The sequence below is a fragment of the Nocardia sp. NPDC051981 genome (assembly GCF_040680715.1).
GTDB lineage: Bacteria > Actinomycetota > Actinomycetes > Mycobacteriales > Mycobacteriaceae > Nocardia.
Genome location: NZ_JBFAXK010000003.1, coordinates 36588 through 55625, shown reverse-complemented (window position 1 = coordinate 55625; position 19038 = coordinate 36588). Strand labels below are relative to the sequence as shown.

General features: G+C 67.4%; 11 protein-coding genes and 2 pseudogenes. All 13 read left to right on the top strand.

The features are described from left to right. The 13 genes and pseudogenes from AB0L60_RS07315 (at nt 1) to fadD32 (ending at nt 18941) form a co-directional block, all read left to right on the top strand. On the top strand, nt 1-948 hold the full coding sequence (locus tag AB0L60_RS07315) for a decaprenyl-phosphate phosphoribosyltransferase (RefSeq protein ID WP_354851072.1): 948 nt from the start codon (nt 1-3) through the stop codon (nt 946-948). 46 nt (nt 949-994) lie between these two features. After that, on the top strand, nt 995-2935 hold the full coding sequence (gene zomB / locus AB0L60_RS07310; protein ID WP_364609690.1) for a flagellar motor control protein ZomB: 1941 nt from the start codon (nt 995-997) through the stop codon (nt 2933-2935). Nucleotides 2936-3214: 279 nt separating this feature from the next. Next, nucleotides 3215-4249 (top strand): alpha/beta hydrolase family protein, encoded by a 1035-nt coding sequence (locus tag AB0L60_RS07305; protein ID WP_364608708.1) that lies wholly within the window; start codon nt 3215-3217, stop codon nt 4247-4249. A gap of 336 nt (nt 4250-4585) precedes the next feature. Next, on the top strand, nt 4586-5674 hold the full coding sequence (locus AB0L60_RS07300) for an alpha/beta hydrolase family protein (protein WP_364608705.1): 1089 nt from the start codon (nt 4586-4588) through the stop codon (nt 5672-5674). Nucleotides 5675-6027: 353 nt separating this feature from the next. Continuing rightward, nucleotides 6028-7008: an alpha/beta hydrolase family protein gene (locus AB0L60_RS07295; protein WP_364609687.1), complete on the top strand. Its 981-nt coding sequence runs from the start codon at nt 6028-6030 to the stop codon at nt 7006-7008. Nucleotides 7009-7251: 243 nt separating this feature from the next. Then, nucleotides 7252-8217, top strand: coding sequence for an alpha/beta hydrolase family protein (locus tag AB0L60_RS07290; RefSeq protein WP_364609684.1), 966 nt, complete (start codon nt 7252-7254; stop codon nt 8215-8217). Between the two features lie 354 nt (nt 8218-8571). Beyond that, complete coding sequence (locus AB0L60_RS07285) at nt 8572-9615, top strand: alpha/beta hydrolase family protein (protein ID WP_354851060.1); 1044 nt, start codon at nt 8572-8574, stop codon at nt 9613-9615. Nucleotides 9616-9733: 118 nt separating this feature from the next. Beyond that, nucleotides 9734-11086 (top strand): annotated as a pseudogene (locus AB0L60_RS07280) (alpha/beta hydrolase-fold protein); the annotation flags it as partial. Nucleotides 11087-11279: 193 nt separating this feature from the next. Next, on the top strand, nt 11280-12257 hold the full coding sequence (locus AB0L60_RS07275; RefSeq protein ID WP_364608701.1) for an alpha/beta hydrolase family protein: 978 nt from the start codon (nt 11280-11282) through the stop codon (nt 12255-12257). 280 nt (nt 12258-12537) lie between these two features. Further along, nucleotides 12538-14325, top strand: a pseudogene (locus tag AB0L60_RS07270) (alpha/beta hydrolase-fold protein); the annotation flags it as partial. Between the two features lie 514 nt (nt 14326-14839). After that, complete coding sequence (locus AB0L60_RS07265) at nt 14840-15376, top strand: DUF732 domain-containing protein (RefSeq protein WP_364608698.1); 537 nt, start codon at nt 14840-14842, stop codon at nt 15374-15376. A 2-nt stretch (nt 15377-15378) separates the two neighbouring features. Beyond that, nucleotides 15379-16356, top strand: coding sequence for a cutinase family protein (locus AB0L60_RS07260; protein WP_364608695.1), 978 nt, complete (start codon nt 15379-15381; stop codon nt 16354-16356). A 662-nt stretch (nt 16357-17018) separates the two neighbouring features. Then, nucleotides 17019-18941, top strand: coding sequence for a long-chain-fatty-acid--AMP ligase FadD32 (gene fadD32, locus AB0L60_RS07255; protein ID WP_364608692.1), 1923 nt, complete (start codon nt 17019-17021; stop codon nt 18939-18941). The last annotated feature ends 97 nt before the right edge of the window (nt 18942-19038 follow it).

The following is a 19038-nucleotide window of genomic DNA, read 5'->3' as shown; positions in this document are numbered from 1 at the left end:
ATGAGCGAAGAGCCGACCACCACCGACCTGGCAGAGGCGGTCATCAAGGGACCGCCGAAGACGTTGGGCGGCGGCTTGATCAAGGCCATGCGCCCCCGGCAGTGGATCAAGAACGTGCTGGTGCTCGCCGCGCCGCTGGCCGCCGGGAAGACCGCCGGCGGCACCCTCGTGATCACCGACCTGTCGGTGCTCGGGCACGTCGCCATCGCCTTCGTGGTGTTCTGCATGGCCGCCTCGGGCATCTACCTGGTCAACGACGCGCTCGACGTGGAGGCCGACCGGGCGCACCCGACCAAGCGTTTCCGGCCCATCGCGGCCGGCGTGGTGCCGGTGAACCTGGCCTACGGGCTGTCGGCGGTGCTGCTGCTCGGCTCGATCCTGTTGTCCTTCACCGCGAACTGGCATCTGGCCGTGGTGATGGCGGTGTACATCGGCATCCAGCTGGCCTACTGCTTCGGTCTCAAGCACCAGGCGGTGCTGGACATCTGCATCGTGTCCTCGGGCTTCCTGCTGCGCGCGGTCGCCGGTGGCGTCTCCTCGGATATCCATCTGTCCCAGTGGTTCCTGCTGATCATGGCGTTCGGCTCGCTGTTCATGGCGGCCGGAAAGCGCTACGCCGAGCTGAAGATCGCGCTCGACACCGGCGCCAAGATCCGGAAGTCGCTGGAGTACTACACGCCGACTTACCTGCGTTTCGTCTGGACCCTGTCGGCCACCGCGGTCGTCGTGTTCTACGGTCTGTGGGCGTTCGAGCAGGATCGTGCCAAGGACACCATCTGGTTCGCCATCTCCATGATTCCGTTCGTCATCGCCATCATGCGGTACGCGGTGGACGTCGACGGCGGCGAAGCGGGTGAGCCGGAAGAGATCGCCCTGGGGGACCGTGTCCTCCAGTTCCTCGCAGTCGCCTTGATCGGAGCCCTGGGTGTCGCTGTCTATCTCACCTGACGTGGTAGAGGGAGAAGAGCGAGAGACGGGCGCGCCGACGGCACAATTGCCGGTCGGTCGCGCCCGTCGGCGTGCGGATGCCTCCGCACGCTTCTCGCGACTATCCCGCGCCACGTTCATCGGTGGGATCGTGCTGACCGCGACCCTGTTCGCGGCCGGCGCGTGGCAGCGGCGCTGGATCGCCGACGACGGCCTGATCGTCCTGCGCACGGTGCGAAACCTGATGGCGGGCAACGGTCCGGTCTTCAATGCGGGCGAACGCGTCGAGACCAATACCAGCGCGGCCTGGACCTACGTCGTCTGGTTCTTCAGCTGGCTCACGCACATGCGGCTGGAGTACGTGGTGCTCGGCATCACGCTCACACTCTCGGTGCTGGCCATGGTGTTCGCCATGCTGGGCGCGGCCCGGCTGTGGGGCGGCACCCGGTCCGCGCTGCTGGTGCCCGCGGGCGCGCTGGTCTACATCGCGCTGCCCCCGGCCCGTGACTACGCGACCTCCGGACTGGAGAACTGCCTGGTCATCTTCTGGCTGGCGGTGCTGTGGTGGGGGCTGATTCGCTGGACTCGAGCCGAACGGGTGCGTCCCGCAGGCTTTTTCGGCCTGGTGTTCTTCGCCGGGCTGGCGCCGCTGGTGCGGCCGGAGATGACGGTGGTCGGCGGCCTGGCGCTGCTGATCCTGTTCTGCGCGCCGGTGCCGCAAACCCGGCTGCGGCCCTGGGTTTTCCGCTGCCTGGTGGTGGCGGTGGCCGGCCTGGTGCCGCTGGGATACCAGATCTGGCGGATGGGCTACTACGGCCTGCCCTATCCGAATACCGCCGTGGCCAAGGACGCCGGTGGCGCGAAGTGGCACCAGGGCGTCATATACATGTGGGACCTGGTGGGTCCCTACTGGTTGTGGCTGCCGCTGCTGGTGCTGGCGATCGCCGCGATCGTGCTGGTCCGGCAGCACCGGGCCGAGCATCCGGCCGCCGCGGACGCGACCGCCGGCGCCGGAGACAAGAACTGGCGCGCGCGGATTCACCGTTTCAGCGCGTGGCTGCGCACCCCCGCCGCGATCGTGACGCTCATGGTCGGCAGCGGTGTACTGCTCACCGTCTACGAGGTTCGCGTCGGCGGCGACTTCATGCACGGCCGCATGCTGCTGCCGCAGCTGTTCCTGCTGCTCCTGCCGGTGTCGGTGCTGCCGCTGCGGCCCGCGTGGGGCTTCGGCCGGGGTGAGTCCGGAATGCGCGGCCTGGAATGGGCTTTCGTACTGGTGGCGGCGGCCTTCGTGGGCACGGCGGGCTGGGCGCTGTTCGCGGCGAACACCACCGCCATCACCACCGGGACCAAGATCCGCGCCAACGGCATTGTGGACGAGCGCATCTACTACGTGCTCAATACCGGGCACGACCACCCGATCCGCGCCGAGGACTACCTGGACTATCCGCGCATGCGCGCCATGGTCCGGGACATCGCCAACTCGCCGGACGGTGCGCTGCTGCTCAACTCGCCCTCGTTCATGAACTGGTACCTGGTGCCCGCGCCGGTGCCGGAGGGCAATGGCGAGCACGTGGTCTTCTTCTTGAATCTGGGTATGACCAGCATGAACGTCCCACTGGACGTGCGTGTCATCGACCAGATGGGTCTGGCGTATCCGCTTGCCTCGCATACCGATCGGCTCACCGACGGCCGCATCGGGCACGACAAGAACCTCTACCCCGACTGGGTGGTCGTGGACACCGGCATGGTGGACCGGCACCCGTGGATGCCGTGGTTCCTGGACGAGAAGTGGAGCGACCAGGCCCGAACGGCGCTGTCCTGCCCGGATACTCAGGCGATGCTGGCCTCCTCGCGGGCGCCGCTGACCTTCGACCGCTGGCGGCACAACCTGATGCAGGCGTTCGACTTCGCCAAGTACCGCATCGACCGGGTGCCGAAGTACGAGATCCAGCGCTGCCATCTGGAGGATCCGACCCAGCCGGCGCCACCCGCGCCGCCGAGGTGATCCGCGCGCTGCACGTGTGAAAAGGCCCCGCATCCTGTCCGGATGCGGGGTCTTCGCTTGTCCGTGAGGGGGTTTGACCGAAACATCACGTTCGGGGCGTGAGTTGTGGTTAGCTATCTCGATTTGGTAATTCCCCGGCGCGGGTTTCGCGATAAGCTCCGCGAGTACTCCCGGCGCCGAGCAGAAACCCGCTGTGCGGCAATGGTTGTCGCAATACGAACTCGGGCGGGTGGACAGTGAGGCCCGGGGCGCACGGACGGAAGGCCGAATATGCGGGGCGTGACGGTTCAGGGTGGGGCGCGGAGCTGGTTGCGGAAGTCGGTGCTGGCCTTGGCATTGGCGACCATGGTGCCGATGGGGGTGTCGGTCCTGAGCGCGCCCGCCGCGCGGGCAGCGTTCAGTCCGGACGGGATGGACTTCTACGTCGACTCCAGCATGGGCCCGATCAAGTCACGCGTATTCCGTGCGGCAGACGGCAATACCAACCGGGTGGTCTACGCGCTGGACGGTGAACGCGCGCGCGAGGACGACAACGGCTGGGAGATCAATACCGATGTCGCCCACGCGCTGACGGCCGCCAATATCAATGTCGTCATGCCGGTCGGCGGCCAATCCAGCTGGTATGCCGATTGGAACTCGCCGAGCACCTTCCTCGGCGTGCCGGCGGGCACCGCCTCCGTGCAATCCGGATCCGGTGCCACCGAGGCACTTTCCGGCGGTCCCGGCAAGTCCTACACCTACAGGTGGGAAACCTTCCTCACCACCGATCTGCCCAACGCGCTGCGGGATCGCCTGGGCTTCAGCGCGACTCGCAACGGCATCTTCGGCCTGTCCATGAGTGGCGGTTCCGCGCTGATGATGGCGGCCTTCCACCCGAACCAATTCTCCTACGCCGGTTCGATGTCCGGCGCGCTGGACCTGTCGCTGCCGGGCATGCGCGACGCCGTCCGGGTGGCCATGATCGAGGCGGGCGGCTACAACGTCGACGCGCTGGCGGGGTCCAAGGACCCCAAGTGGCAGCACCTGGATCCCTTCCAGTTCGCGCCCAAGCTGAAGGCCAACGGCACCCACCTGTTCCTCTCGGCGGGCAGCGGCCTGCCGGGCTCGGCCTCCGACATCAATGCCACGGTCATCCAGGCCATGGGCATCGAGGCGGTATCACTGGTTGGCACCAAGGCCTTCCAGGCCCGCTGGGCGGCACTGGGTGGCGGCAATGTCGTGTACGACTTCCCGGCCGTCGGCGTGCACAACTGGCACAACTGGGAAGCCGAGCTGAATCGGATGCTCCCGGACCTGTCCGCGAACATCGGGTGAGCCGGGCTGATGGGCGGTGAATTCTCCGAGAGTTTCGAGAGTCGCAGCGCGCCTTCGATATTCACCTTGCGTTATCGGGGATGCTGAAGTCTCGCAATGTGGTTCGCGCAATTTGGAGTGATAGTTGATGCGCATGAGTCTGTGGGGGCGGAATTCGACTCTCGAGTCGCACGCTGGCGCTGATGTGCGCCACATTCCTCACTGACAGTGGCGCTCGTCACTTTTGTCACGATCCGATAACGTCTCGACGGCCCCGGCGCGATAGGGTCGCCGAGACCTCAAACGTGGTTACGAGCACACGGTGAGACCGAACGACCGGAAAGGCCGGACAAATAAATGCGAGGCGATAGACGTCACAGATCCCGCGGTTGGCTCAAGAATTCCGTGGTCGGATTGGCGCTGGCGATTGCACTGCCGTTCGGGGTGTCGGCGGTCGGCGTCGGCACAGCGAACGCGGCACTGGACCCCGACGGTTTCGACTTCTACGTCGACTCGGCGTCCATGGGCCCGGTCAAGTCGCGCGTCTTCCGCGCGGCCGACGGCAATACCTCCCGCGTCGTCTATGCCCTCGACGGCATGCGCGCCCAGCAGGACCTGAGCGGCTGGGAGATCAACACCGACATCGCGCACGCGCTGACCGCGGCGAACATCAATGTCGTGATGCCGATCGGCGGCCAGTCCAGCTTCTACGCCGACTGGAACGCGCCCAGCAGCGTGCTCGGCGTGGGTGACGGCGCCGGCTCGTCCTCCGGCTCCTCCAAACTGGGCTCCGGCTCGGCCTCGGGCTCGTCGTCGGGCTCGGGCGCCTTCCAGATCCTGGGCGGCGGCCCCGGCAAGAGCTACCGCTACACCTGGGAGACCTTCCTGTCCCAGGACCTGCCCAGCGCGCTGCAGAGCCGGCTCGGCTTCAGCCGCACCCGCAATGGCGTCTTCGGTCTCTCCATGGGTGGTTCCGGCGCGCTGACCCTGGCCGCCTACCACCCGGATCAGTTCAGCTTCGCGGGCTCGTACTCCGGCTACCTGAACATCTCCGCGCCCGGCATGCGTGAGGCCATCCGCCTGGCCATGATCGACGCCGGCGGCTACAACGTCGACTCCATGGCTCCGCCGTGGGGCCCGCAGTGGCTGCACATGGACCCGTTCGTCTTCGCGCCGCGCCTGAAGGACAACAACACTCGCCTGTGGATCTCGGCCGCGAGCGCGATTCCCGGCGCGGGTGATGTCTCGGGCGTGATGTCGGTGATCCAGGGCATGCCGCTCGAGGCTCTGGCGCTGGCGAATACCCGTGCCTTCCAGGCTCGGATGGCGTCCCTGGGCGCCGGCAACGTCACCTACGACTTCCCGTCGACCGGTGTCCACAACTGGAACAACTGGAACGCCGAGGTCTACCGGATGCTGCCGGATCTCTCGGCCAATATCGGCTGACAAGCCCTCCACGCCGCAGAAAGCCCCCGCCCTGCTCTCGGGCGGGGGCTTTTCGCATGTCTCGACACCCTCTCCTGGATCGCCAGGGATACGCAGCGGAAATGGCTGGGAGGCCTGCGCATGGCTCTGGATCGTTGAGCGCGCGGTACCGAATCGTTGATGATCGATTCGCGACTCGCCGCAGCGACCGCACGGGACACGCCCAGTCGGGCATCCGATACTCAGGTTGTACCGAAGATCTGTTCTGCGTGATCAATGTTCTGCTCAAATCGAGAAGGGCTGGGTCGATGCGGGTTCGAGGCTTCACACGGAAGGTATTGGGCGTCGCCGCTGCCGCCCTGCTGGTTCCCCTGATGGCGGTGACCGAATCGCCACCGGCCACCGCGGCTTTCGACCCGGCCATCTTCGATTTCTGGGTCGATTCCCCGGTCATGGGCCCGATCAAGACCCGCGTCCTGCGCGCTCGCGACGGCAATACCCAGCGCGTCGCCTACGTCCTGGACGGGATGCGTGCCCAGCAGGATCTGAGCGGCTGGGAGATCAACACCAATATCGCCGAGGTGATGGCGGACCAGAACATCAATGTGGTGATGCCGGTCGGCGGCGAGTCCAGCTTCTACGCCGACTGGGATGCGCCGAGCTCGTTCTTCGGCGCCACGCCGGGCACCGGATCCGCGGCTTACGGCACCGGGTCGGGCGTCACCGAGTCCATGGGCGGCGGCCCGGGCAAGAGCTACCGCTACGCCTGGGAGGACTTCCTCACCAACCACCTGCGCTGGGAGCTGCAGAACCGCCTGGGCTTCAACCCGTATCGCAACGGCGTGTTCGGGTTGTCCATGGGCGGCAGCGCCGCACTCACCCTGGCCGCGTACCACCCCGACTTCTTCAGCTACGCCGGTTCGTACTCCGGCTACCTGAACATCTCGGCACCCGGTATGCGCGAGGCGATCCGGTCCGCCATGCTCGACGCGGGCGGCTATAACGTGGACTCCATGGCCCCGCCGTGGGGGCCGCAGTGGCTGCGCATGGACCCGTTCGTCTTCGCGCCCACCCTGATCGCCAACAACACCCGGCTGTGGATCTCCGCCGGCAGTGGCACGCCCAGGCCCGACGATCTGAACATCCCGCTCGGCGTGGCGGCCGACCGGCTGATCCGCGGCGCGCCGCTGGAAACCTTGGCGCTGGCCAATACTCGCGCCTTCCAGGTCCGCATGCTCTCCCTGGGCGCGCAGAACATTGTCTGGGACTTTCCGGCCACCGGGCTGCACGCCTGGACGAATTGGCAGGACGACGCCTATCGAATGATCCCGGATATGTCCGCGCACATCGGATAGACCCGACTCCCGGAAGCGGCCGCCGTCCTCGCGGACGGCGGCCGTCGTGTGTTTCGCACCGAGCCGGTGATCCATCACGGTTTGGTCGCGAGCGGTGTTTCGCCGCCTGGCGGCTCCGACTATGCGCCTAAGAAAGATCCTGCGACAACAGCTTCTGCATTTCGGATGTGGTCATCGGAGACCACGCTCGTGAAAGGCGAGTCGATGCGGTCTGTTCGGGTACGCGAGTGGGTGCAGCGGTCAATGGCCGGTTCGGTCCGGGCGGTTTTGGTGGTTTTGGCTGTGGCGGTGACGGTCCCGCTGGCTGGGACAATCGGGGGGATGGCGCCTGCGCATGCGTCATTCGATCCGGGCGGTTACGACTTCTGGGTCGATTCCGACATGGGGCCGATCAAGTCACGCATCTTCCGCGCCCATGACGGCAATACCCGCCGCGTGGTGTACGCGCTGGACGGATTGCGCGCCCGCAACGACCTTTCCGGCTGGGAGATCAACACCGATATCGAGCGGGCGCTCACCGCGTGGAACATCAATGTGGTGATGCCGGTGGGCGGCCAGTCCAGCTTCTATTCGGATTGGGTGGCCCCGTCCGATACCAATGGCCAGACCGTGCCGTATGCCTGGGAGACCTTCCTGACCCGGGACCTGCGCCGAGCGCTGGCCGCCCGGCTGGGCTTCAATCCGCGTGGGAACGGGGTGTTCGGGTTGTCCATGGGCGGCAGTGCGGCGCTGGTGCTGGCGGCCTACCATCCGGATCAGTTCCGTTATGCCGGATCGTATTCCGGCTATTTGAACATTTCGGGCCCGGGGATGCGGGAGGCGCTGCGGGCGGCGCTGCTGGACGCGGGCGGCTTCAACATCGACGACATGTGGGGGCCGCCCTGGAGCGAATTGTGGCTACGCAACGATCCTTTCGAAATCGCGCCGATGTTGCGGGACAACGGCACCAGGATGTGGATCTCCAGCGGCAGCGGTGTTCCGGGTCCGCGGGATGTCGTGCAAACCCCGCTGGACGCGTACAACGTGACGGTTGGGATGGGTCTGGAATCCATAGCGCTTACGAATACTCGCGCGTTCCAGGCGCGCATGGACTCCCTGGGCCCCAGCAATGCGGTGTTCGACTACACCGCCGAGGGTGTGCACGCGTGGCCCTACTGGTCGGATCAGGTCTACAAGATGCTGCCGGACCTGAGCGCCAACCTCGGCTGAGTGAAACCCCCAAGCTTCCTTGCGGCGTAAGGGATTTGCACGTTGCCGCGACATCACGAGGGATTCGCGATATGGTCACCGCACCATTACGGTCGTATGCGACAGTGACTGAGTTGATTCACTGAACCAGCCACTCATTAGCGTGGCCTTGCCAACCGCTCGGAGCGTCGAATACCCTCCAGCGAGCAAGTGTGACCAACCCGTGGTAGCGCTTCACTCACAGGGAAGTGTCGGGATTCGCTGTGAGCGGTGATTGCGCATGTCCGCGCATGGCTTTGTCATGCCGGGGGTACGCGATTGACAACTTAAGACACCGCAGCAGCGCAGTGCTGCGGTAGAGAAGGAGCAATATCCATGCGTTTCGGCAGGTCTGCCGTGCCGGGAGGAGTTTCGTCGCGACGCCGTGCGCAGAGTGCTTGGCGCACACGGCTTGTCGCGGCCACCGTCACCGCGGCGGCACTCGCGGTCCCGACCGCCTCCCTGGCCGTCCCGTCCATCGCCTCGGCCGCCCCGGCGTTCGGCCCGATGCACCGCGGTATTCCGGGCAGCTTCGAAGAGCTGATGGTGCCGTCCAGCATGGGCCCGATCAAGGTCCAGGTGCAGTGGGCCAAGAACGGTGGCAGCTCCGCGGTCTACATGCTCGACGGCATGCGCGCCCGCGATGATCGCAATGCGTGGGCCAATGCCGATGAGGGCGACGCGCCCGGCATCTTCGCGAACGACGACGTGAACGTCATCATGCCGGTCGGCGGTCAGTCCAGCTTCTACGCCGACTGGGTGTCGCCGTCCAACACCAACGGTCAGAAGTACACCTACAAGTGGGAGACCTTCCTGACCAGGGAGCTCCCCGATTTCCTTTCCGGCTACGGTGTTTCGCGCAACAACACCGCCATCGCGGGGCTGTCCATGGGTGGTTCGGCCGCCCTCATGATGGCCGCCTACCACCGCGACATGTTCAAGCAGGCCACCTCGATGTCGGGCTACCTGAACCTGTCCGCGCCGGGCATGCGCGAGGCCATCCGCCTGGCCATGCTGGACGCCGGCCGCTTCAATGTCGACTCGATGGCCGCGCCGTGGAGCCCGGCCTGGCTGCGCATGGACCCGTTCGTGTTCGCGCCGCAGCTCAAGGGTCTGCCGATGTACATCTCGTCCGGTAACGGCATCCCCGGCCCGTACGACGGCGTCGGTTCCGCCGCAGACGTTTTCAACACCGGTAACGCCATCGCGCTGGAGGCGCTGGCGAGCGTGAACACCCGTGCCTTCCAGGCGCGGCTGGGGCAGATCAACATTCCGGCCCAGTTCGACTTCACCGCGACCGGTACCCACAAGTGGCGCTACTGGCACGACGAGCTGGTGAAGGCCCGCCCGCAGATGCTGAGCGCGCTGGGTCTCGCCTAGTAGGAACGACCGCTGCTCGCCCCGGGCGATAGCGTGAACGAATGAACCGGCCATCCGACAGGGTGGCCGGTTCTTTTATGCCTCCCCATCATTCGCCGCGACGCGGTAGAAACCTACTGTGACAGCTGTGGCAATTGGTAGATGGGGGAGCGGCGGCCGCAGAGGGCTGGTCGCGCTCGCGGTAGCCACGACAGCCTTGCTGACGGGTGGGGTTGCCGGTTGGGGCGCAACGGCATTCGCGGAACCTGGGGGCGCTCCACCCGCGGGTGAACCCGCGAAACCCACCAAGCCCGATATTCGAAATGTGGTGTGGCTGAGCGACAGACGCGTCGCCCTGTGGGTGGATTCCCCAGCCATGGGCACCCAGATCCAGGTGCAACTGCTTCTGGCCAGAGACTGGAAAGCCAAGCCGGACAGCAAATTTCCCGTGCTCTACCTGCTCGACGGTCTGCGAGCGGGCGACGATCAGAGTGGGTGGACCAAAGATGCTGGGGCGGAAGGTTTCTACGCCGACAAGAACATCACCGTTGTGCTACCCGTCGGCGGCGCGGCCAGCTTCTATTCCGATTGGAAGCAGCCCGACAACGGCAAGACCTACAAGTGGGAATCCTTCCTCACCAGGGAGCTGCCGCCGCTGCTGGACCGCGACTGGCGCACCACGAATGTGCGCGGCCTGACCGGGCTCTCCATGGGCGGCACCGCGTCCATGGCGCTGGCGTCCCGCAATCCCGGATTCGTGCGCTACGCCGCCTCCTTCTCCGGCTTCCTCACGCTGACGAGTCTCGGTATGCCGCAGGCGATCGCGTACGCCATGCGCGACGCGGGCGGCTACAACGCCGACGCCATGTACGGCCCGGCCACCGACGCGGAATGGGAATCGCACGATCCCTACGCGCTCGCGGAAAAATTGAAGGGCCTCAGCCTGTATGTGTCCAGCGGCAGCGGCCTGGCGGGCATCCACGACATTCCGGCCGGGGTTCCGGGCGTGAGCACCAACTGGGTCGGCATGGCGCTGGAAGTGTTGTCGCGCTTCTCTTCTCAGCAGTTCGTGGCCAAGCTGGACAAGCTCAGCATTCCGGTGCAGGTGAACTACCGGCCCTCCGGCACGCATTCCTGGCCGTACTGGGATTTCGAGATGCGGCAGTCCTGGCCGCAGGCGGCGGCCGCGCTGGGCGTGGAGGCGACCAAGCCGGACTGCGCCGCCGCGGGCGCGATTGCGCCTGTGGCGCTGGCGAAGTCGTGGCTGGGCGACTGCCTGACCGCGGAGTATCCGGTGGCCGGTGGTGCGGCGCAGGACTTCCGGGGCGGGCGGGTGGTGTGGTCGGCGGCCACCGGTGCGCATCCGGTGGGCGGCATGATCGGCGGCGCGTACGCGGGCGCGGCGGGACCCGCTGGCGCACTCGGCTTTCCCACCTCCGATGAAACGCCCATACCGGGCGGAGCGCAGCAGGCTTTCCAGCACGGCACCATCGTTTTCCACGACGGCCGGGCCGAGATACACGCCAGCTGAACCGGATACCCTCCGAATACCTCCGGGTCGGCGGTAGAGTGCACCGTTGTCCGTGACTCCCGTCACGTCGGTGTGGTTCCCCCTGCGGTTCAGGAGATCGATCTCTATGGCAGTACAGGGCGCTTCGTCATGCCCGCAGCACGGTTCGATTCGGATGTCCGCACGCGCCCGCGTCAGACGCGGCTGGCGGCGCGCCCTCGCGGTCGTCGCGGCCGTGCTGGCGCTCCCGGCGCTGGCGGCGCCCGCCCTCGCCATGCCCGCGCATCCACAGCACCGCGCCCGCGAGGGCGGCTTCGAGGAGCTGATGGTGCCCTCCAGCATGGGCCCGATCAAGGTGCAGGTGCAGTGGGCCGCGCACGGCGGCGACGCGGCGCTGTACCTGCTCGACGGCCTGCGCGCCCGCGACGACTCCAATGCCTGGAGCTTCGAGACCAATGCCCTGCAGCAATTCGCCAATGACAATGTCACCCTGGTGATGCCGGTCGGCGGGCAGTCCAGCTTCTATACCGACTGGCGATCGCCCTCGAACACCAACGGGCAGAAGTTCACCTACCGGTGGGAGACCTTCCTGACCGACGAGCTGCCCGCCTTCCTCGAGGGCTACGGCGTCTCCCGGACCAACAATGCGGTGGCCGGACTGTCCATGGGCGGGTCGGCGGCACTGGCGCTGGCCGCATATCACCGCGACCAGTTCAAGCACGCCTCCTCGTTCTCGGGCTACCTGAACATCTCCGCGCCCGGCATGCGCGAGGCCATCCGCATCGCCATGCTCGACGCCGGCCGTTTCAATGTGGATTCGATGGCCTGGCCGTGGAGCCCGCAGTGGCTGCGCATGGACCCGTTCGTCTTCGCACCGCAGCTCCGCAACCTGCCCATGTTCATCTCCGCGTCCTGGGGCGTGCTCGGCCCGCACGACCACCCGGACTCCCCCGTCGGCATCTTCAACACCGCGAATGCCGTAGCGCTGGAGGCCCTGTCGATGGTGAACACCCTCTCGTTCGTGGGCCGGATGACCCAGCTCGGTATCGGCGCCCACTACAACCTCCAGGTCGCGGGCACCCACTCATGGCCCTACTGGCAGGACCAGCTGGCCACCGCCCGCCCCGACATCCTCGCCGCACTGGGGGTCTGATTCCGGACGTATGCCAACGCGGCAGCTGATTTCGTGGCGGTCGGAGTAACTCCGGGGGTACGCCCGAAATCGGTTTGCCACGCGACTGCCGGCACGCGTGCGGAACGTCGACGGCTCTCGGCTGTGCGCTGAAGATGCGGGGAGGCGGGTCGCAACTGGACGTTTGCTGTGGAAAGGTCCGTTTCCGTGTGTCCTGCCGGGACTGGCGGGCTTGCGGAGGTACAACACTTGTGTGGCTAGAGTTGTCCGTGGGATCAAAAGCAGGCGGCGCGTGCGCTGGATGGCATGCGCCGGAGCGGCGCTGTTTCCGCTGGCCGCGGGCACTTTCGCGCAGTGCGGACCGGCGAGCGCCGCACCGGATGCGCCCGCGGCTCCCGCGGCGTTCATCCAGAAGACGTCGTGGCTCGACGACCGCCGGGTCGCCCTGTGGGTGAATTCGCCGGCCACCGGCGCACCCGTCGAAGTCCAGTTGCTGCTGCCGCGTGACTGGAACGCCAAGCCGGACGCCAGGTTCCCCGTCGTCTACATGCTCGACGGTCTGCGGGCCACCGACGACGAGAACGGCTGGACCAAGGACGCGGGCGCGGCCGGCTTCTACGCCGACAAGAATGCCCTGGTGGTGCTGCCGGTCGGCGGGCAGTCCAGCTTCTACGCCGACTGGCTGGCCCCCGACAACGGCCACAACTATCAGTGGGAGACCTTCCTGGTGAAGGAGCTCCCGCCGTTGCTGGAGAGCCAGTTCCGCGCTACCGATGCGCGTGCGGTGGAGGGACTCTCGATGGGCGGCACCGCGGCCATGATGCTGGCCGCCCGCAATCCCGGCTGGGTGCGCTCGGCCGCCTCCTACTCCGGCTTCCTCACCCTGACCTCGCTCGGCATGCCGCAGGCGGTCGATTTCGCCATGCACGACGCGGGCGGCTTCGACTCGGCGAAGATGTTCGGCCCGCCGGGCAGCCCGGCCTGGAAGGAACACGACCCCTACGAGCTGGCCGACAAGCTCAGGGGCGTGGCCCTCTACGTCTCCAGCGGCAACGGCGTCGCGGGCACGAGCGACCCGCTCTCCGACATTCCGGGCATCACAAGCAATTACGCGGGCCTGGGCCTCGAGGTGCTGTCCCGGCTGAGCACCCAGAACTTCGTGGCCAAGCTCAACAAGCTGAACATCCCCGTCTCGGTGAACTACCGCCAGTCCGGCACCCACACCTGGCCGTACTGGGATTTCGAGATGCGCCAGGCCTGGCCGCAGGCGGCCACCGCGCTGGGCGTGGACGCGACCCCCGTCGACTGCAGGACCGGTGGCGCGATCGCGCCGGTGGCACAGGGCAACTCCTGGCTCGGTGACTGCCTCACCGCGGAGTACCCGCTGCCCGGCGGCGTGGCCCAGGACTTCCGCGGCGGCAAGGTGTTCTTCTCGCCGGCCACCGGCGCCCAGCCGGTCGCGGGTGCGATCGGCGGCAGCTACGGCGGACTGGGCACGGCGGCAAGCGCTCTGGGCTTCCCGATCGCGGGCGAGGGCGGCCTGCCCGACGGCCGCGGCCGACTGCAGCCGTTCCAGCACGGATCGATCTACTGGACCCCGCAGACCGGTGCGCAGGCGGTGCGCGGGGCCATCCTCGACGAATGGGCCAGGCAGGGCTACGAGCGCGGCCCGGCCGGGTACCCCACCGGCCAGGAGGCCCGGACGCCCCAGAAGGACGGCGCGGTACAGGGTTTCGAGAACGGGCCCATGTACTTCAGCGCCAGGACCGGCGCGCACCTGGTGCAGGGCCTGATCCTGGGCAAGTACGCGCAGCTCGGATTCGAGAACAGCCCTTACGGATTCCCGACCTCGGGTGAGCAGCCGGTGCGCGACTTCGGCCGCTGGTCCGGCTTCGAGGGCGGCAATATCTACTGGAGCCCGCTCTCGGGCGCCTGGGGTGTGCGGACCGGTCCGATCATGGACGCCTGGGGCGCAACCGGATTCGAGAACGGACCGCTCGGCTACCCGATCTCCGACGAGAGCCCGGCCCCGGGCGGCACCCAGCAGACCTTCCAGGGCGGCACCATCACCATCCGCGACGGCCGGGCCGCCGCCGCCACCCTCGACGGCCGCCCGATCGTCATCCCCGGCGCCGAGCAGCCCAAGCCGGTCCCGGCCGCCCAGCAGCCAGCCGCCGCCCCGCAGCCCGCACTCCCGCTGCCGGCCCTGCCGCAGCTCGTGCCGCCGGCCCGCGCTCCCGAGGCTCCGGTCCCCGTGCCGGCGACCCCGGCCGCCGCCCCCGCTGCCCCGGCCGTCCCTGCCGCGCCGGCTCCGCCCGCGACCCCCGCGCCTGCTCCAGCACCCGCACCTGCCGCGGCTCCAGCCCCGGTGCCCGCCCCGGCCCCGGCCCCGGCGCCCGAGCCCCCACCTGCCGATCCCGCGCAGCCCGCGCCCATCCCGGCGCTGGGTCCGGAGGTCCGTCCCAACTGAGATTTTCCGGCCGAACAGCCCTAATCGGCCCTAAGAAGTGGATGTGGTTCCGTTGTGGCCCGGGACTCCGTCCCGGGTTGCGGCTAGCCTGGGGGCGACCTCTTGCCCCTGGACAGATATAGGAAGCAAATTGATGCACGGTACCCGTGGAAAGGTATTCGGCGTGGTGGCCGCCATCGCCGCCGCTGGACTGCTCGCCGCCTGCGGTAGCAACGACTCGACCGCCAAGAGCACGCCCACGCTCACCACGACCAAGACCACGGCCGCCGCGCCCGCCACCCCGGGCGACGCCGCGCCGTCCACGGATCAGCAGGCTCCGCAGGCCGCGCCTGATGCCGGGACCCCCAGCTCCACGGCCGAGCGCCCGGCGCCGGTGCCGAGCCAGTTCATCACCACCCCGAACGGCTCCCCGGCGCTGTCGGACAAGGAGAAGAGCTTCCTCGACGACCTGAAGAAGGCCGGTATCACCCCGGGTTCCCCGGACATCGCCGTCACCGCGGCCAATCTGGTGTGCCAGGGTAAGTCGGAGAACGCCCCGCAGGATCAGATCATCACCTACGTGACCGCGATCGCCGGTTCCGATCCGTCCTTCGATCCGTCCAAGATGACGGTCGAGCAGGCGGGCAAGATCTACTACGACGTCGCCTCGAAGAGCTACTGCAACAAGTGACGATGCGACGCCGAATCGGACAAACCCCGTCGCGACCGGTGGGTTGCCTGCTGCTCGCCATCGCCGCGATCGTGATCGTGGTCGTGGTGGCGCTGGTGCTGTGGTACCTGCTGGCCGGGCGGTTGCGGCTGCCCGGTCCCAAGCCGCCGGCCCCGCCCCGTCCGAGTTCGCAGCCGGCCACCTGCCCGGACGTGCTCATGCTGTCCGTGCCGGGCACCTGGGAGTCGAACAGTCACGACGACCCCTACAGCCCGGCCGCGAACCCGGCGTCGCTGATGCTGAACATCTCCAACCCGATCCGGGCCAAGTTCCCCGATGAGCGGGTCGAGGTCTACACCGTCCCGTACGTCGCGCAGTTCTCCAATCCGGTCGCCATTCCGCCGGACGGGCAGTCCTCCTACAACAACAGCCGTTCCGAGGGCGCCAAGCGGGCCACCGACAAGCTCGCGCAGACCGCCGCCCAATGTCCGCTCACCACTTACGTTCTGGCGGGTTTCTCGCAGGGCGCGGTGATCGTCGGTGACATCGCCGCGCAGATCGGCGCGGGCAAGGGCCCGGTGGCCGAGGACCTGGTGCTGGGCGTGACCACCATCGCCGACGGCCGCCGCGATGTCGGCGATCCGAGCGAGGCCATCGAGATCGGCCCGACCCCGCCCGGAGTGGGCGCGGAGGTGGCGCTCAAGGGCCTGAACGTCCCCGGTATCACGATGACCGGACCGCGCGGCGGCTACGGCAAGCTCACCGGCCGCACCTTCACCATCTGTGCCGCAGGCGATTTGATCTGTGATTCCCCTCGTCAGGCGCTGAGCCCGAACAATATCCTCGGCAGCCTGAACATCCTGGTCCGCGCCGCGGGCAATCCGGTGCACAGCCTCTACAACGGCTACCAGGTGGACGACAACGGCACCACCGCCACCGAGTGGACGGTGAACTGGGCGTCGGGCCTCATCGAAAACGCTCCGCACCCTGCACATACGTAAGCGTTCCCTCGGCCTTCCCTATGTGAAGGCGGCCACCCTTACAAGTGACCGGTTCCGAGCCATGCCAGTCGGAGTAGAGCTCACAACGCGGCTTCCGTCCCCCCCGGTTTCCCGGATCACCAGGCTGTTCGTGGCCCGCCTCGGTCTGGACTGACCGAGCGGGGGAGCGAAGCGGAGGAGCGGAGGAGGGAAGACCGAGGTACCGGCTCCATAGACCTGCGCCTTTGGCCGCGAGCCCGCCCGGAGCGCAGCGGAGGGCAAATAGACACAGCCCCCCCAGTTTCGGGGTCACCCGGTAAAGTGCTCCGGGTTGCGACACTGCCGAGACCCGGTGCGTGCGGCAACTCACATCCAGTCCTAGTTGTGTCCTATGTGGGGCGCTCCCCACCCATTTGGAGGCATTCGCGCCGGTGAAGCACTAGTCCAGAGGTGTGAGCTGGGAGATGTTCGGCCGCTCCGAAGCATGGCCGGGCGGCTCCTCTGTAACATGTCCCTGGTTTGAGAACATCTAGCCATTAGACGGTCACCGCGCAGACCGCAACACAATTCTGCAGGTTGGCTCTCGCATGGAGCTCCCGCGGGCGAAAAGAGTCGGGGCCTCACAGGTAACAGCGGCAATGCATGCCGTCTCATGCCGCGTGTGCCTCGGAGGAGAAGAAGGAATGGACGAGACTTTCGACGATTACCTCGACGAAACGGGGAACATCACGATTCCCGAGGGACGCACCCTCGTCGACTACGTCGAGAAGCACACTCACGGTAACGACGCCAATGACTTGGCCTACCGCTACATCGACTACTCACGCGAGCGCGACGGTGAGTACCAGGACCTCACTTGGAGTCAGTTCGGTACGCGGCTGCGCGCGGTGGCCGCCCGACTGCAGCAGGTGACCAAGCGGGGCGATCGGGTCGCGATCCTGGCTCCGCAGGGCCTGGATTACGTCATCTCCTTCTTCGCCGCCATCTACGCGGGCACCATCTCCGTGCCGCTGTTCGATCCGGACGAGCCGGGCCACACCGATCGCCTGCACGCGGTCCTCGGTGACTGCACGCCCTCTGCGATCCTGACGGCGAGCTCCTCCGCCGCCGGTGTCCGCCAGTTCTTCCGGTCGCTGCCCGCGGCCCAGCGCCCGCGCATCATCGCCGTCGACGCGATTCCCGACAGCGTCGGGGAGTCCTGGATCCGCCCCGACATCGTGGTCGACGACATCGCCTACCTGCAGTACACCTCCGGCTCCACCCGGGTGCCCGCCGGTGTCGAGATCACCCACCGCGGTGTCGGCACCAATGTGCTGCAGATGGTGAACGCGCTTGATCTGAACGAGAATTCGCGCGGCGTGACCTGGCTGCCGCTGTACCACGACATGGGTCTGCTGACGGTGATCCTGCCCGCCGTGGGCGGCAAGTACATCACCATCATGTCCCCGGCCTCGTTCGTGCGCCGGCCCTCGCGCTGGATCAACGAACTGGCCGCGGTGTCCGACGGCGCCGGAACCTTCGCCGCCGCACCGAACTTCGCCTTCGAGCACGCCGCCGTGCGCGGCCTGCCCAAGCCGGGCGAGTCGCTGGACCTGTCGAACGTGCTCGGCCTGATCAACGGCTCCGAGCCGGTGACCACCACCTCGATGAAGAAGTTCAACGAGGCGTTCGCCCCGTACGGCCTGCCCAAGACCGCCATCAAGCCGTGCTACGGCATGGCCGAGGCCACCCTGTTCGTGTCGGCCACCCGGCACGAGGACGAGGCCAAGGTCATCTACGTGGACCGGCTCGAGCTCAATGCCGGTCGCGTGAAGAAGGTCGAGCAGGGCGCGGAGAACTCCATCGCCCAGGTGTCCTGCGGTTACATCGCGCTGTCGCAGTGGGCGACCATCGTGGACGGCGACTCCATCGAATCGCCCGAGGGCGCGCGTGAGCTGCCCGACGGGCAGGTCGGCGAGATCTGGCTGCACGGCAACAACATCGGCATCGGCTACTGGGGCCGCGCCGAGGAGACCCAGAAGACCTTCCGCAACCAGCTCGCGCATCGACTGTCCGAGGGCAGCCACGCGGAGGGCGTGCCGGCCGACGGCATCTGGCTGCGCACCGGTGACTACGGCGTCTACGTGGACGGCGAGCTCTACATCACCGGCCGCGTCAAGGACCTGGTCATCGTGGACGGCCGCAACCACTACCCGCAGGATCTCGAGTACTCCGCCCAGGAGGCCTCGACCATGCTGCGCCCCGGTTTCGTCGCCGCCTTCGCGGTGCCCGCCAACCAGCTGCCCGCCGAAGTCTTTGCGCAGGACAGCCATTCGGGCCTGAAGTACGACGCCGACGACGCCAGCGAGCAGCTGGTCATCGTGGCCGAGCGCGGACCGGGCGCGGGTAAGGCCGACCCGGGGCCCATCGCGGATGCGGTCCGCGCGGCCATTTCGTCCCGGCACGGTGTCACCGCGCGTGACATCCTCCTCGTTCCGGCCGGTTCGATCCCGCGTACCTCCAGCGGCAAGATCGCCCGTCGTGCCTGCAAGGCGGAGTACATCGGCGGCACGCTGCGTGGTGGTTACACGCAGCAGGCCTTCCCCGATGCACCAGACGAGGAGTGAGACGACCGTCTCCAAGTTGGATGGCGCGAGCCCGTTCGGTTCGCGCCATTCATGCATGAAAGGCAGTGCCGTTCCGGCACGCGAAGACAGAGCCGTT